Source organism: Prauserella marina, from assembly GCF_002240355.1.
GTDB lineage: Bacteria > Actinomycetota > Actinomycetes > Mycobacteriales > Pseudonocardiaceae > Prauserella_A > Prauserella_A marina.
Genome location: NZ_CP016353.1, coordinates 5325695 through 5340064 on the forward strand (window position 1 = coordinate 5325695; position 14370 = coordinate 5340064).

At 68.2% G+C, this 14370-nt stretch carries 14 protein-coding genes; 5 read left to right on the forward strand and 9 right to left on the reverse strand.

Features of this window, described 5'->3' with window-relative positions:
- Positions 1-33: 33 nt before the first annotated feature.
- A complete protein-coding gene (locus tag BAY61_RS24435) occupies positions 34-441 on the reverse strand; it encodes a cold-shock protein (RefSeq protein ID WP_091807237.1) in 408 nt (135 codons plus the stop codon).
- A gap of 127 nt (positions 442-568) precedes the next feature.
- Between BAY61_RS24435 and BAY61_RS24440 the strand changes: the two genes are divergently transcribed.
- Positions 569-1264, forward strand: coding sequence for a PadR family transcriptional regulator (locus tag BAY61_RS24440; protein WP_091807235.1), 696 nt, complete (start codon positions 569-571; stop codon positions 1262-1264).
- A 688-nt stretch (positions 1265-1952) separates the two neighbouring features.
- On the opposite strand, the gene BAY61_RS24445 is transcribed toward BAY61_RS24440, so the two are convergent.
- Genes BAY61_RS24445 through glgP form a run of 5 tightly spaced genes read right to left on the reverse strand, consistent with a single transcriptional unit; the run spans position 1953 to position 8397 of the window.
- Positions 1953-3149, reverse strand: a complete 1197-nt coding sequence (locus BAY61_RS24445; RefSeq protein WP_091807234.1) for a THUMP-like domain-containing protein — start codon at positions 3147-3149, stop codon at positions 1953-1955.
- Entirely contained in the window at positions 3150-4133 is a 984-nt protein-coding gene (locus BAY61_RS24450) for a class I SAM-dependent methyltransferase (RefSeq protein ID WP_091807232.1), read from the reverse strand.
- Position 4134: 1 nt separating this feature from the next.
- Positions 4135-4914 carry an enoyl-CoA hydratase/isomerase family protein gene (locus BAY61_RS24455; protein WP_091807230.1) on the reverse strand — a complete coding sequence of 260 codons (780 nt, stop codon included), beginning with the start codon at positions 4912-4914 and terminating at the stop codon, positions 4135-4137.
- A 53-nt stretch (positions 4915-4967) separates the two neighbouring features.
- Positions 4968-5789 carry an ABC transporter ATP-binding protein gene (locus tag BAY61_RS24460; RefSeq protein WP_091807228.1) on the reverse strand — a complete coding sequence of 274 codons (822 nt, stop codon included), beginning with the start codon at positions 5787-5789 and terminating at the stop codon, positions 4968-4970.
- A gap of 40 nt (positions 5790-5829) precedes the next feature.
- Complete coding sequence (gene glgP / locus BAY61_RS24465; protein ID WP_091807227.1) at positions 5830-8397, reverse strand: alpha-glucan family phosphorylase; 2568 nt, start codon at positions 8395-8397, stop codon at positions 5830-5832.
- A 76-nt stretch (positions 8398-8473) separates the two neighbouring features.
- Between glgP and BAY61_RS24470 the strand changes: the two genes are divergently transcribed.
- The gene (locus BAY61_RS24470; protein ID WP_091807225.1) at positions 8474-9925 is read left to right on the forward strand and encodes a neutral zinc metallopeptidase; all 1452 of its coding nucleotides are present in this window, start codon (positions 8474-8476) and stop codon (positions 9923-9925) included.
- A 58-nt stretch (positions 9926-9983) separates the two neighbouring features.
- Here BAY61_RS24470 and BAY61_RS24475 read toward each other — a convergent pair whose 3' ends face one another.
- Both BAY61_RS24475 and BAY61_RS24480 read right to left on the reverse strand, forming a co-directional pair.
- The gene (locus BAY61_RS24475; protein ID WP_091807223.1) at positions 9984-10952 is read right to left on the reverse strand and encodes a tetratricopeptide repeat protein; all 969 of its coding nucleotides are present in this window, start codon (positions 10950-10952) and stop codon (positions 9984-9986) included.
- A gap of 78 nt (positions 10953-11030) precedes the next feature.
- Positions 11031-11432: a RidA family protein gene (locus BAY61_RS24480; protein WP_091807221.1), complete on the reverse strand. Its 402-nt coding sequence runs from the start codon at positions 11430-11432 to the stop codon at positions 11031-11033.
- A gap of 72 nt (positions 11433-11504) precedes the next feature.
- Between BAY61_RS24480 and BAY61_RS24485 the strand changes: the two genes are divergently transcribed.
- Positions 11505-12401, forward strand: coding sequence for a LysR family transcriptional regulator (locus tag BAY61_RS24485; protein ID WP_091807219.1), 897 nt, complete (start codon positions 11505-11507; stop codon positions 12399-12401).
- Here BAY61_RS24485 and BAY61_RS24490 read toward each other — a convergent pair.
- Positions 12365-12913, reverse strand: coding sequence for a GNAT family N-acetyltransferase (locus BAY61_RS24490; RefSeq protein WP_091807217.1), 549 nt, complete (start codon positions 12911-12913; stop codon positions 12365-12367). The genes BAY61_RS24485 and BAY61_RS24490 overlap by 37 nt on opposite strands.
- Positions 12914-13035: 122 nt before the next feature.
- Between BAY61_RS24490 and BAY61_RS24495 the strand changes: the two genes are divergently transcribed.
- Positions 13036-13812 (forward strand): SDR family NAD(P)-dependent oxidoreductase, encoded by a 777-nt coding sequence (locus BAY61_RS24495; protein ID WP_091807215.1) that lies wholly within the window; start codon positions 13036-13038, stop codon positions 13810-13812.
- A gap of 5 nt (positions 13813-13817) precedes the next feature.
- The gene (locus BAY61_RS24500) at positions 13818-14294 is read left to right on the forward strand and encodes a cupin domain-containing protein (RefSeq protein ID WP_143021397.1); all 477 of its coding nucleotides are present in this window, start codon (positions 13818-13820) and stop codon (positions 14292-14294) included.
- Positions 14295-14370: the final 76 nt, after the last annotated feature.

A 14370-nucleotide genomic window follows, 5' to 3' on the forward strand; every position in this document is an offset into this window, starting at 1 on the left:
GTCGAAAACCCGGCGACGGAGTAAGCGGCTCGCTCAGGCGTCGATCCAGCCGTGCCCGTGCGCGACCTGGACGAGCCGCTGGCGGATACGCAGGATCTGTTCGGCCGTGGCGCCGGGTGCGGCGTCGAGCAGCGCCTCGGTGATCTCCTCGAGAAACTCGCGCACCGTAAGCACGTCGCCGAGGCCCTCGTCGTCGTGCGCGGACGCGGGCTGCTGTCCCGCGGTGTCGCCGGTGTGCCTTCCCACGATCCGCACCCTGGAGGCTTTCAGGCCACGTTCTCCGTCCTCGACCTCGAATTCGACGACCGCGCCGGGCATCAGCAGGCGCTTGTCGAAGTCGAGGTCGTTGACGTGCACGAAGACGTCCTCACCTCCGGTGTCCGGGGTGACGAACCCGTAACCCTTCGATTCGTCAAATCGGACGACCTTTCCCGTGACCACTTCCGAACCCACCTTCAGCGCCTGAAACCTTGCCGCCAAGGTTACCGTCCAGCGGCTTGACAACTGTCACTCTGCGCCGAGTACTCTGAATCGAGTATTTGGTTCCAAGTAGCAGCGGAGGGCGGCCATGGTGAGCCGGACGAGGTCGAATCCCCTTGCTCTGGCCGTGCTGACGCTGCTGCACGAGCGGCCCATGCACCCGTACGAGATGTCAAGCACCCTGCGCGAGCGACGCAAGGAAGACAGCATCAAGCTCAACTACGGCTCGCTGTACTCCGTCGTCGACTCACTGGTCAAGAGAGGGCTCATCGCGCCCCACGAGACCGTCAGGGACGGCAAACGACCGGAACGCACCGTCTACGTGATCACCGAGTCCGGCACGGCGGAGATGACCGAATGGCTTGGCGACCTGCTCGGCCGCCCAGCCAAGGAGTTCACCCAGTTCGAGGCCGCCCTCTCGCTGATGGCGATCTTCGGGCCGGACGAGGTGCTGCGGCTGCTGGACATCCGGCTCGGCACGCTACGCGCGCAGGAGACCGCCTACTACGCCATGCTCGCCGGAATGCCCGGGAACTTCCCCCGCATCTTCCTCATCGAGTCCGAGTTCAGGGCGAAGTTGCTCAGGACCGAAATCGAGTTCGTAGATGACCTGGCGAAAGAACTGCGGGAAGGCACCTTCCACGGGATGGACCTGTGGCTGCGCATGCAGCGGCTGCGTGAGTCCGGCGCGAGCCCTGCCGAGTTGGAGCAGGAGCTGACGAAGGAGTTCAAGGAAGAACTGGAGTGGATCAACAAGCTGAGTAAGGAAACCCCACCTCAGTGACGGTTTCCGGTTCGGGTGCGGCAACACCGGAACCGGAAACCGCCAGACACGGCTGAGTCACCGCGCCGGCCGCCGAGATCCCCACCCGGGACGCCGAGATCCGCGTCCAGGACGCCGAGATCCGCACTCGGGGACGGTGAGATCCGCACTCCGGACGGCGAGATGCGCACTCCGGACGGCGAGTTCTGCACTCGGGACGGCGAGATGCGCACCGCCGACGGTGAGTTTCGCATGCGGCCGCGAAGCTCGGCCTCCGGTTTCCGGGATGCCTAGTTCAGGCGCGAACGGGCACCTCGCGACACACGTAGATGGCCATTGGCGGCGAGCGCGGAACTCGCCACCCGGAGTGCAGAACTCGACAAGCTGGGCGCGGAACTCAACGTCCCGAACGCAGAACTCGACAGGCTGAGCGCGGAACTCGACGTCCCGAACGCAGAACTCGACAGGCTGAGCGCGGAACTCAACGTCCCGAACGCAGAACTCGACAGGCTGAGCGCGGAACTCGACGTCCCGAACGCAGAACTCGACGGGCTGGGTAGGGGACTCGCGCACGCATGCGCTCCCCAACCGTCTCGCGCGGGGCTCGCGGGCGCGCAGGCGGGCGGGCGCGGGCGCACGGGCGGGCGCACCGGCGGGCGCGCAGGCGGGCGGGCGCTCGCGCGGGGCTCGCGGGCGCACGGCGCGGCGGCTACTCGGTCGGCTCCGGTGGGGTCGCCGGGATTCGCCGCGCCTCACACAGGAAAGCCATCGGGGTCCGGCCGATGCGGGTCAACACGACGCTGGCCTCCCCCTCGCCTTTCGGTTTCAGCCTGCGCCGCAGGGCGTTCGGGTCGACATCCAGCCCCCTGACCAGTATCTCGACCCTGCCGATGTCGTGACGCCGCAACGCGGCCCGCAACGTCTTCTCCCCGTAGGTCTCGAACTCCCTGACCCGAAAAGCCCGCACCCCAGGCGGCGGGGTATCCCCGGTCAGGTAAGCGATGCGCTCGTCCAGTTGCCACAATCCATGACGCGCCGCGTAATGGCGCACCAGTCCCGCCCTGACGACGGCACCGTCGGGGTCGATGATCCACTCGCCGGGTTCACCGGCACCGGCATCGTCGGATTCGGCGTCGGTGATCGTCCACTGTGTCCCATCGGCTTTGAGCACGCTCGCCCTGCGCGACACCGTCGCCAGCCCCTCGCTCCACAAGCAAGCTTCCCGTACCTGCCCTTCGAGCGAGACCAGTTCGATCTCCCTCGCCCACGGCACGGTTTCGACATTGATTCCCGGCGCCGTCTTCACCACCAGATCCCGGTCGACGTAGACGGCTGCCAGTTCGTCGAGCGAAGGCACGAAATCCGTCCCACGCCACATCCTGCGGCCCGAGGCATCCCTGCGAGCCGGGTCGGCGACAACCACCGCGTCCCCGCTCACCGGCCGCAAGGCGTCGGCGACGGCCAGTTCCGGCGCGACCTCCTCCACGGCGCAGTTGTGTGCGGCCATGGCAAGCCGCACCGCGTCGAGGTCCGAACCGGCGCACGCGCTCGCCGTCCGCGCCAGTTCCACGAGATCGGCGCCGATCGAACACGTCACGTCGTGAACCCGCCTGTCGGCGAGCCGCCTCGCCCTGTGCCTGGCTACCGGCGCCGCGCTGGCCTGTTGCAGCGCGTCACCCTCGAACAGCCATCGCTCGGCGTTGTCCATCTTGCCGTGTGCTTTCCTGCGCAGGACAACGGTTTCCAGCACGGCCGCGTACCGATCGCCCACGGCCTTGCGCGCCGATGCCACGTCGGCAATGCGGCTCGCGTCGGTCAACGGCAGCCGGTCGCAGAACGAAAGCGCCTCCTCGCCGGGACCCGACTTGAGGAACGCGACGTCATCGAGCGAGAAGGCGTACGGCAACTACAGTTCCACGGGGTCGGCCGGCTTGGTTCCGGTGATCATGACGTTGTAAAACAACTCGCGCGGCAACACCTTGGCGAGCACCTTCTTGTCCAATGCGGACAGTCGTAGCCACGCTCGGTAGGCGAAAAGCCGCCAGCGGACGGTGAGCTTCTCCTGCGGGACGGCGGCCTCGAAGGTCCTGATCGGCCAGCCGACGAGCGCGGCACTGAACTCGTCCGTCACCGCCTTGACGTCGACGGCACCGGCCCGAAGCGCCCAGCGCTCCAATTCGGACGGATCGAAGGTGTGCAGGTCGACAACGGCTTCGAGAGCCGCGGCGCGCGAGGACTCGTCGAGTTCCTCCTGCGGCCTGCGCCATCCGGCGAGAGCGGGCAGCTTGGTGATGTTCGTGGTGAGCCACCAGGTCACCCTGCCGAGCCTCCGCGCGTAGAAGTCGCCGATCTTGGTCGGCTCACCGGCGAAGACGAACCGCCCTCCCGGTTTGAGTACCCGAAGTACCTCGCGGAACGCGGATTGCACGTCGGGAATGTGGTGCAGCACCGCGTGCCCGACGACGAGGTCGAAGGTGTTGTCGTCGTAGGGAATGCGCTCCGCGTCGGCGACCCTGCCGTCGACGTCGAGGCCGAGGTTGTCGGCGTTGCGCAACGCGACCTCGACCATGCCTGGCGAGAGGTCGGTGACCGAGCCCTTTTTGACGACGCCGCCCTGCATGAGGTTGAGCAGGAAGAAACCGGTGCCGCTGCCCAATTCCATCGCGGTGGCGTACGGCTGCCCCCGCTCACCCGCGACGGCGTCGAACACGTCCGTCGCATAGGAGATGCAGCGCTCGTCGTAGGAGATCGACCACTTCTCGTCGTAGGTGCCTGCCTCCCAGTCGTGGTAGAGCACGTTCGCGAGCTTCGGATCGGAGTAGGCCGCCCTCACCTCGTCCTCGCTCGCGTGCGGGTTGGGAGCGGGGTCGGTCGCTGGTGACTGCGTCACGTCACTTCCCCTCGAAGGTGGCCTTGCCGGGGCCGTTCTCGATGAACGAGGCCATGCCGCCCGCCTGGTCCTCCGTCGCCCACAGCGCGGTGAACAAGCTCGTCTCCAGCTTGAGGCCATTGCGGAGGTCGAGGTCGAGCCCGCCGTCGATGGCGGCCTTCGCCGCCCTGAGCGCGAGCGCGGGCCCGTTCGCGAACTGGGCGGCCCACTTGTGCGCGACGGAGTACACGTCGTCCGGTGCGACGACCTCGTCGACGATGCCGAGCGCGAGCGCTTCCTCCGCCTTGACGAACCTGCCGGTGTAGATCAGGTCCTTTGCCTTGCTCGGACCGATCAACCTGGCCAGCCGCTGGGTTCCGCCCGCTCCAGGAATGATCCCGAGCTGGATTTCCGGCTGGCCGACCTTGACATTGTCACCCGCGACACGACGGTCGGCGGTCAGCGCGAGTTCGAGTCCTCCGCCTAGCGCGTAACCGGTGACCGCGGCGACCGTGGGCTTGGGGATCTCGGCGAGCGCGGTGAGCGAGTTGGTCAGCGCCGTGCCGAACGTGGAGATCTCGGCGTAGGACTTGGCCGCCATCTCCTTGATGTCGGCGCCACCGGCGAAGGTCTTCTCGCCGCCGTAGAGAATCACCGCGCGGACGTCGGCGCGGTCGGTCGCCTCGCGGGCCGCCTCACCGAGCTCGGCCTGCACCTGGTTGTTCAGCGCGTTGACCGGCGCCCTGTCGAGCCGGATGGTACCGACCCCATCGGCCACCTCAAGCCGTACGAACTCGCCCACGCCATCCTCCTCTGCGTCGTTGCTGCCAGCAGGTTACCCACTGGTAGAACACGTTACCGGCGACGGGCGAAGTAGCGATCACCCGACCGTTGCAGCATCAGGTCCTGTCCGAATGCCTTGGAAAGGTTCTCGCTCGTCAGCACGTCGTCGACGAGACCGGCGGCGACGGAATACCCGTCGGCGAGCAGCAGGGCGTGAGTGAACCCGGGAGGGATCTCCTCGACGTGGTGAGTCACCAGCACCATCGCGGGGGCGTCCGGATCCATCGCCAGCGTGGAGAGCCTCGCGACGAGGTCTTCCCTTCCGCCGAGGTCGAGTCCGGCGGCGGGCTCGTCGAGCAGCAGCAGCTCGGGGTCGGTCATGAGCGCCCTCGCGATGAGGGTGCGCTTGCGCTCGCCTTCGGACAGCGTGCCGTAGGTGCGCTCGGCGAGGTGCTCGATGCCAAGCGCGCGCAGCAGTTCATCCGCCCTGGCCGTGTCGAGTGTGTCGTAGCTCTCGCGCCAGCGGCCGAGCACCGCGTATCCGGCGCTGAGCACGACATCGCGCACCCGCTCCTCCGCCGGCACCCTTCCGTTGACGGCGGCCGAGGTGAACCCGACGCGGGTGCGCAGCTCGAAGACATCGACCTTGCCGAGCCGTTCGCCGAGCACGTGCACGGCGCCGTCGCTGGGGTGCAGTTCGGCGGCGGCGAGCTTGAGCAGGGTCGTCTTTCCAGCGCCGTTCGGGCCGAGCACCACCCAGCGTTCGTCGAGTTCAACCGCCCAGTCGAGGTCGGCGAGCAGCTTGTTGCCCCCACGCCGGACTTCGACACCGGACAGGTGGATCACCAGATCGTCAAGATTGTCCTGCACCGCCACCTCGTTCACGGTCCCCATTGTCACCGACCCACCTCGCGGCCGGGCGCATGGCCCCTGATCACGCCAGCACGACCTTGCCCAGCTCAGCGGGCCCCGCCAACAGCGGATGCTTGGGCAGCACGCGCACCGTGTAACCAAGAGCACCCGCGTGCGGCAACCGCAACGTCGCCTCGTAACCACCCCTGCCGCTCGGCCACATGGGTACCGTCTCGACGTCGTGCAGGTCGTCGGTGTCGCCGACCCTTCCCACGACGACCTGAACGTCCACATCGGACTCGTCGAGGCCGGCGAGATCGATGCCTGCCCGCACCCTGACCTCCTTGCCGACGACGAGCGAGTCGGTTCCGTCATAGGTCAGTTCGGTGTCGAGCACCCGCACCCTGCCCCAGTACAGGTCCAGTTTGGTGCGGTAGGCGGCGAGCGAACGGGAACCGGCGTAGTGCTCGTCCGACGCCGCGGCGACCGTCGTCGCGGCCGGTACGTAGTAGGAATCGACGTACTCGCGCACCATCCTGGATGCCTGCACCCTCGGCCCCAGCGTCCGCAGCGTGTGCCACACCATGGACATCCAGCCCTTCGGAACACCGCCGGCGTCGCGCTCGTAGAACAGCGGCGCGATCTGCTGGCCGAGCAGATCGTAGAGGGCGTCGGCTTCGAGGTCGTCACGTTGCAGCGGGTCGGTCACCCCGTCGGCGGTGGGAATGGCCCATCCGTTGCTGCCGTCGTAGTACTCGTCCCACCAGCCGTCCATGGTCGAAAGGTTGAGCCCGCCGTTGAGCGCGGCCTTCATCCCCGAGGTACCGCATGCCTCAAGCGGCCGGGTCGGATTGTTCAGCCACACGTCACAACCGCGGTACAGGTAGCGCGCCATCGACATGCCGTAGTCGGGAAGGAACACGATGCGCTGCCGGACCTCCGGATCGTCGACGAACCGCACGATCTGCTGGATCAGGGCCTTGCCGCCCTCGTCGGCTGGATGCGATTTGCCCGCGACGACGAACTGGATCGGCCGCTGCTCGTCGAGCAGCAAGGCCCGCAGCCGTTCCGGGTCACGCAACATGAGGGTCAGCCGCTTGTACGTCGGCACCCTGCGGGCGAAACCGACGGTCAGCACGTCGGGATTGAAGATGCGTTCGGTCCAGCCGAGTTCGAGCGCGGAGGCACCCCGCTGCAACCACGCGTCACGCGCCCTCCTGCGCACCTCGGCGACGAGGTTGCCGCGCAGCTCCCTTCGCAGTGCCCACAGCTCCTCGTCGGTGACACCGGCCTTGCCGGAGCCGCCGTCCCCGTCGTGACCCCACTCCTCGTCGCTGCCGCCGAGCAGCGCGCTCATCTCCCTCGCCACCCAGGTCGGCCCGTGCACCCCGTTGGTGACGGACCTGACCGGCACCTCCTCGGTGTCGAAACCGGGCCACAGCTTGCCGAACATCCGGCGCGACACCCGGCCGTGCAGCGCGGAGACACCGTTCGCGCGCTGCGCGAGCCGCAGGCCCATGTGCGCCATGTTGAACATGTTCGGGTTGTCCTCGGCACCGAGCGCGAGCACCCTGCGCGGATCGATCTCGGGCAGCAGCCGCCCGTCGCCGAAGTAGTGTTGAACGAGATCGACGGGAAAGCGGTCGATACCGGCGGAGACCGGGGTGTGCGTCGTGAACACCGTCCCCGCCCTCACCGCGGAGAGCACGTCGTCGAAGGAGAGGTCGGAGCCCTTCAGGATTTCCCTCGCGCGTTCGAGCCCGAGGAACCCCGCGTGGCCTTCGTTGGTGTGGAACACCTCCGGCTGCGGATGCCCGGTCAGCTCGCAGTAGCGGCGCACGGCGCGCATACCGCCGATCCCGGCAAGGATCTCCTGCCTGATGCGGTGGTCGGCGTCGCCTCCGTAGAGCCGGTCGGTCACCCCGCGCAGATCCTCGTCGTTGCCCTCGACGTCGGTGTCGAGCAGGAGCAGCGGCACCCTGCCGACCCGTGCCTCCCAGATCTGTGCCTGTAGTTCGCGGCCACCCGGCATCGCGACCCGCACCAGTACCGGCTCGCCGGAGGGCTCGGTGAGCAGTTCCAGCGGAAGCCCGCTCGGATCGATCACCGGGTAGTGCTCGATCTGCCAGCCGTCGAGCGAAAGGGACTGCCGGAAGTAGCCCGCGCGGTACAGCGGGCCGACCCCCACGACGGGCACGCCGAGATCGGAAGCCGCCTTGAGGTGGTCGCCAGCGAGCACGCCGAGTCCGCCCGAGTAGTTGGGCAGTGCCTCGTGCACCCCGAACTCCATCGAGAAGTACGCGACGGCCGAAGGGAAGCGCTCGTCGTGGTCTGTGGTGCCCGCGTCCTCGGCGGCCCTTCGCTGATACCAGCGCGGCTCGCTCAGATAGCGTTCGAGATCGTCGACGGCGTCCCTCGTCCTCGCGAGGAACCCGGCGTCGGAGGCCAGCTCTTCGAGCTTGCGCGCGGGGATGACGGTGAGCATCCGCAGCGGATCCCTGACCCTGCGAAACAGCGCGTCGTCCATCGAGGCGAACAGGTCCCGCGTCGGCGGATGCCAGGTCCAGCGCAGGTTGGTCGCCAGCGCGGTCAGGCCGGCAAGCTGGTCTGGAATCCGCGCGTGCACCGTGAACCGGCGGACAGCTCTCATGGATAGCGACCCTAGCGACCTGTCGGCTTCCGTGATTCCGTGCGTGGCTCTGAATGTCACTGAGTAGGGTTCCCCCATGAACCGGACAGGGGGGCGAGGTGCCCGGCTGCGGGCACTGACCGCGACTATCGGCGTATTCGCATTACTGGCCAGTGCCTGCGGCACCGAGACGCAGGGCAGGCCGCTCACCTCGGGCGACATCGCGGGGCTACCGGTGACTCACTTCGAGAGTGGCCTGAAACCCGATGCCCCGAAACCCGATCTCGACGTCCAGAACGCGGACAACGGCCCCGAGGACACCGTGGCCATCGCGGCGATCGCGGACGTGAGCGCCTACTGGGCTCAGGAGTTGCCAGCGCATTTCTCGATGGAGTTCGAGCCGGTCAAGAAGCTGCTGTCCTACGACCCGAACGAACCCGACATCGAGGTGTGTGGCGCCACGACGGCCGACGCCGCGATGAACGCCTTCTACTGCCCTTCGGAAGACCTCGTGGCATGGGACAGGGGGATGCTGCTCCCGCTGCTGAAGCAGCGCTTCGGGACCATGTCGATCGTCACCGTGCTCGGCCACGAGTTCGGGCACGCCATCCAGTACCGCCTCGGTGACAAGGCAGGCGTCGACGACTCGACCTCGACGATCGTCAAGGAACAGCAGGCCGACTGCTTCACCGGCTCGTACTTCCGCTGGATGGCCGAGGGCAAGAGCGAGTACTTCGACGTGTCCACCTCCGAAGGGCTCAACCAGGTGCTCGCCTCGCTGTTCTTCATCCGCGACGAGGCGGGTCAGTCCGCCCAGGAACAGGGCGCGCACGGCACCGCTTTCGACCGCACCTACGCCTTCCAGCTCGGCTTCGAGGACGGCGCGAAGGAATGCGCGGCGATCAACCAGGAGAACATCGACGAACGCATCACCGAGGTGCCCTTCGCTCCCGACGACGTCGGCCAGGGGGACGTGATGATCGACGAGGCGATCGTGGCGACCCTCCAGGAAAACCTCGACCAGACGTTCGCGGGCGCGGGCGTCGAAGGGCCGCGAATCGTCGCGGACGGCGGTTCCTGCCCCGACGGCGTCAGCACCCCGCCCGCTTCGTACTGCGCCGACACGAACACGGTGAGCATCGACCTCCCCGCGCTTGCCGAACTCGGCCAGCCGGTCGACCGCGAGGCCGAGTTCCAGGGCGAGGAAGGCAACGGCGGACTCGGCGACTTCGCCGCGTTCTCCGAGATTGCCTCAAGGTACGTACAGGGAATCCAGAATGGCGTAGGCGCCTCGCTGGACAGCCCCAACGCGGGCATGCGGACGGCATGCCTGGTCGGCGCGTGGGCGGGGGCGACCAACACCGAGGGCAGCACGCTGCGGCTCTCGCCAGGCGACCTCGACGAGGCCATCGCCGAACTGCTCCGGCCGCACAGCCTGCTGGCCGCCGACGTCAACGGACACCCCGTCGCGAGCGGTTTCGCCAGGGTGGAGGCACTGCGGCAGGGCTACTTCGGCGGTTCCGAACCCTGCACCCAGAACTACGGCTGATCCTGACAAGAAAGGCGGCCCGTGACCGGTGGTCACGGGCCGCCTTTCTCGCGCTTGCTCAGAACAGGGCGCTCGCCAGGTCGCGGCGAGCCTTGATGACCAGTTCGTCGGCGGGGTCGAACAGGTCGAACAAACCGACGAGGTGTTCGCGCACCTTGTTGCGGTCGTCGCCGGAGGTCTTCCTGATCACTCCGATGAGCCTCGCGAAACCGGCCGACGGATCGCGCTGGGCGACCTCGTAGTCGGCGGCGGCGAGCTGGGCATCCAGGTCGGCCGGATCGGCCTCGGCCTTGGCGACGGCCGACTCGTCGGTCTCGCTGGCCCTCGCCGAGAACCGGACCTGCACGAGCGCGGCCTTCGCCAGCTCGTTGCCCGGTTCGGCGTCGAGGATGCGCTGGTAGGCCGCCTCCGCCTCGGCGAAGTCGCCGCGGTCGAGCGCGTCCTCCGCCTCGGTGAACCTGGGGTCCTCCTGCTCCTCTTCCGGCTCGCCCCCCGCCTGCTGCTCGGCGGCGTTGATACCGGGCAGCTTGTCGCGGAGCGCGTCCAGCAACTGCCCGAGCCACTGCCGAATCTGCGGCTCCGGCTGCGCGCCCGAGAAGGCATCGACCGGCTGGCCGCCCGCGATGGCGACGACCGTCGGAATCGACTGGACACCGAACAACTGGGAAATACGGGGGTTGGCGTCGACGTCGACCTTGGCGAGCACCCAGGCGCCGCCCGACTCCGCGGCAAGCCGTTCGAGCACGGGGCTGAGCTGCTTGCACGGCCCGCACCATTCCGCCCACAGGTCAACCACGACGAGCGTCTGCAACGACCGCTCGACGACCTCGGCCTGGAACGTGGCCTCGGTGACGTCGATGACCGCACCTTCACTCGGCGGTCCACCAGCGGTGGCCTGGTCACCGGAGCCGTCAGGCCGCGGCCGCGAAGCGTCGGCGCGAGCCTTGAGCCCGGAAAGGTCGACCGCGCCGGAGAGAGCGGCAGACAAGGCTGGTGAGTTGGCTGCTGATCCGCGTGGCTGTGTCACGGTTCCATCCTGGCACGGACCGCGAGTTGCTTCACCGCTGGTCGGTTCTGTCGCGACGCGGCCCCCTTTCGTCTCCGGTCACGCGGGCCGGTCCGTGACCGTACGCCGCGCGTACACCTCGATCTCGATCTTCATCCGGGGGTCGGCGAGGCCGCACGTCAGCATCGTCGCGGCGGGCCGGACCGTTCCGAAGCGGCGGCGCAGTACCGGCCAGCACGGCTCGAAGTCGGCTCGCTCCGGCAGCAGGTAACGCACCCTCACCACGTCGGCGAAGCCGCACTTCGCCTCGCTCAGCGCCGACTCGATGTTGCGAAGGCACTGCTCGGCCTGTTCGACCACGTCGTCGGAAATCGTCATCGTGGTGTAGTCGAATCCGGTCGTCCCCGACACGTGTACCCAGTCGCCGTCGACGACGGCGCGGGCGTAACCGATCTGCTCCTCGAAGGTCGATCCACTGAGGATCGCGTGTCGCGCTGTCATGCCGGAAACGCTAAGCCGCCCGCGCTGATACGTCTAATACGATCTCAGGGGCCATCTGATATCTCTGGAGATATGGAACGCCCCGAGGTCCCTCTCGCGCAGTTGCACTCGTTCGTCGTGCTCGCGGAAGAGGCTCACTTCGGCCGCGCCGCCGACCGCCTCGGCATCGCGCAGCCTCCGCTGAGCCAGCAGATTCGCCGCCTTGAGGACAAGGTCGGTCATGCTCTGTTTCGCCGCGAACCAGGCCGCCTCACCCTCACCCCGGCAGGCCGGGAGTTCCTGCCGGCCGCGGTGAGCGCACTCGCCGGACTCGCCGACGGCCTCGCCGCCGCCCGCGCGGTCGGCACGGGCGAGGCAGGCAGGCTCCGGATCGGTTTCGCCGCCTCGCTCGCCCTGACCGTCCTGCCCGGTTTGCTGCGTGGCTTCCGGCAGCGATTCCCGGGCGTGAGCCTCGACATCAGGGAGATGACCACCGCACCGCAGATCGTGGCCCTGCTCGACAAGAAGATCGACATCGGCCTGCTCCGCGAACCGCCCCGCGAACCGGAACTCGAATTCAGGACGGTGCTGGACGAACCCTTCGTCGCCGTCCTTCCGAAAGGCCATCCATTGGCCGCGACGCGGGGCGTAGCGCTCGAACACCTGGCGGAACTGCCCTTCGTACTGTTGCCCCGCGCGGCTGGTCCAGGGCTGTACGACCAGATCGTCGCCATGTGCGCCTCTGCGGGCTTCACGCCTCGGATCGGTCAGCACGCGGTGGAATGGCAGACCGTGTGCGCCCTCGTGGAAACCGGCCTCGGCGTGTCACTCGCTCCCGCGAGTATCCGGCGCATTCGCCTCACCGGCGTCGCGTATCGGCGGATCGAGCCGGACACCACGCGCACCAGGGTCGCCATCGCCTGGCGAGGCGACGACGACAACCCGCTGCTCACTCAACTGCTGGCGACGCTCGGCCGGTCGATCAGGTAGATGTAGTGATCGCGGCCGTCGACGGGGTTGTCCGGATCGAGTTCGCCCTCGGCGACCCTGCGCAAGCCCGCCTTCTCCAGCGCCCGCCAAGACGCCCGGTTGGCCGCCGAAACGGGCACCACGACGGAAGGCGAGTCAGGGTGGTCCTCCCACGTTGCCTCGACGATCGCGCCGATGACGCGCGGGCCCAGTCCGATACCGGTTCGCCGTGGATCGCCGATCAGATAGTCGATGCACACCGCCGCGCCCGGCACGTCGAGGATCGGGGCGAGTTCCTTGCGGTAGTCGGGGTAGTCGCCGTATCTGATGCGCTGGACAAGGCCGACCGGCTGGTCGTCGAGAAAGACAAGCAGGTCCTCGGAGGGCTCCTCGCCCCTTGCCGCGGCACCGAAGTCCCGTTCGACCGCCTCGGCCGAGGTCTCGTGGTTCCACCAGCGCGCCACGTGCGGCTGCCGCAGCCATTCCCGCAACAGCGGGAAGTCCTGCTCGGTGAGTCTGCGCCAATTGATCATCAGGAAGCCTCTCGGTGAGCCTCGGCCCAATATTACGTCGCGCGGCCGATTCCCCTCGCGGATCACCGGTGCGGCACGCTGTCCATGGACTCTCCCGCACCTGACGAAGGGATGGCTCGACCATGCATGACCTGCCGCAGGAAACCGACGATCTCGCGGGGAAGGTCGCGCTGGTCACCGGGGCGAGCGGCGGGATCGGCAGCGGCATCGCGCGCCGGTTCGCCCGAGCGAGGGCGAGGGTGGTCGTCCACTACCGCCGCGACGCGCGCGGCGCCGAGGCTGTCGTCGGCGACATCGAGTCGATCGGCTGCCACGCGGTCGCCGTACAGGCCGACTTGCGCGCCCCCGAAGGGGCCGACCGCGTCGTCGAGGCGGCGGCGGAGTCGTTCGGCAGGCTCGACGTCGCGGTTCTCAACGCCGGAGTGCAGCCGACCCGGCCGCTTGCCGACATGTCCTACGCCGATTTCCGCGCGGTTCAGGAGTCCAATGTGGATGCTACGTTCCTCGTGATGCAGGCCGCCTACCGCGCCATGCGCGACGAGGGTGGCGCGCTTGTCGCCATCGGTTCGATACTGGGCGCTCAGCCGAGGCCAGGACACGCGCACTATTCGGTTTCCAAGGCCGCCGTGCGCATGCTGGTGCGCTCGGCCGCGCTGGAATACGCGCGGCACCGCGTCCGCGTGAACATGGTTTCCCCCGGCCTTGTCGATCGGCCCGCGCTGCGCCAGGAATGGCCTGAGGGCGTAGCCGGATGGGAGTCGGGCAACCCGAGCGGCAGGCTCGGGCAAGCCACCGACATCGCCGACGCGTGTCTGTTCCTGTGCACACAGGCGAGCAGGTGGGTGACCGGGCAGGAACTCGTCGTCGACGGCGGCGCCTCCGTGCGCCCCACCTGGTGACCGGCATGGGCCTCACGGGCGGAGACGACCCCGCCGTCGGCCACGCCCTCGCCGAACGGCTCGGCCTCTCCCCGGTCGAGGGCGAGGGCGGTCACCTGCGGCGCATATACGCCGACCGCAACATGTCCGCTTCGATCTACCTCATGATCGCTCCGGACTTCTCGGCCCTGCACCGGCTCGACACCCCCGAGGTGTATCACTGGCAGGGCGGCGCGCCGGTGCGGATGCTGATGCTGCTCTCCGACGGCGGCGTACGCCGCGTGACGCTGGGACCGGACCTCGCGGGCGGCCATGCTTTGCAGACGGTCGTTCCCGCCGGCGCCTGGCAGGGTTCCCGCCCGGAAGGAGCGTGGTCGCTCGTCGGGCTCACGCTGGCGCCGCCATTCCGCTTCGACGGCTTCACCCTCGGCGCTCGCCACGAACTCCGTCGCGGCTGGCCTGAGGCCGAAACCGAGATCGAGGAACTGACCCGCGATGCCTGAACGGCGGGCGCGACGCGGCCAAATCCACCCACCCCGCCCAGCACGCCCGCGCGCGCTGATAACTTCGAGGCCCTTG

Excerpts from the sequence above, each read along its gene's own strand:
- BAY61_RS24490 (WP_091807217.1), bottom strand. The coding sequence starts at position 12,913 with ATGATCAATTGGCGCAGACTCACCGAGCAGGACTTCCCGCTGTTGCGG.
- BAY61_RS24485 (WP_091807219.1), top strand. The coding sequence starts at position 11,505 with ATGGAACGCCCCGAGGTCCCTCTCGCGCAGTTGCACTCGTTCGTCGTG.
- BAY61_RS24495 (WP_091807215.1), top strand. The coding sequence starts at position 13,036 with ATGCATGACCTGCCGCAGGAAACCGACGATCTCGCGGGGAAGGTCGCG.
- BAY61_RS24470 (WP_091807225.1), top strand. The coding sequence starts at position 8,474 with ATGAACCGGACAGGGGGGCGAGGTGCCCGGCTGCGGGCACTGACCGCG.
- BAY61_RS24500 (WP_143021397.1), top strand. The coding sequence starts at position 13,818 with ATGGGCCTCACGGGCGGAGACGACCCCGCCGTCGGCCACGCCCTCGCC.
- glgP (WP_091807227.1), bottom strand. The coding sequence starts at position 8,397 with ATGAGAGCTGTCCGCCGGTTCACGGTGCACGCGCGGATTCCAGACCAG.
- BAY61_RS24480 (WP_091807221.1), bottom strand. The coding sequence starts at position 11,432 with ATGACAGCGCGACACGCGATCCTCAGTGGATCGACCTTCGAGGAGCAG.
- BAY61_RS24460 (WP_091807228.1), bottom strand. The coding sequence starts at position 5,789 with ATGGGGACCGTGAACGAGGTGGCGGTGCAGGACAATCTTGACGATCTG.
- BAY61_RS24440 (WP_091807235.1), top strand. The coding sequence starts at position 569 with ATGGTGAGCCGGACGAGGTCGAATCCCCTTGCTCTGGCCGTGCTGACG.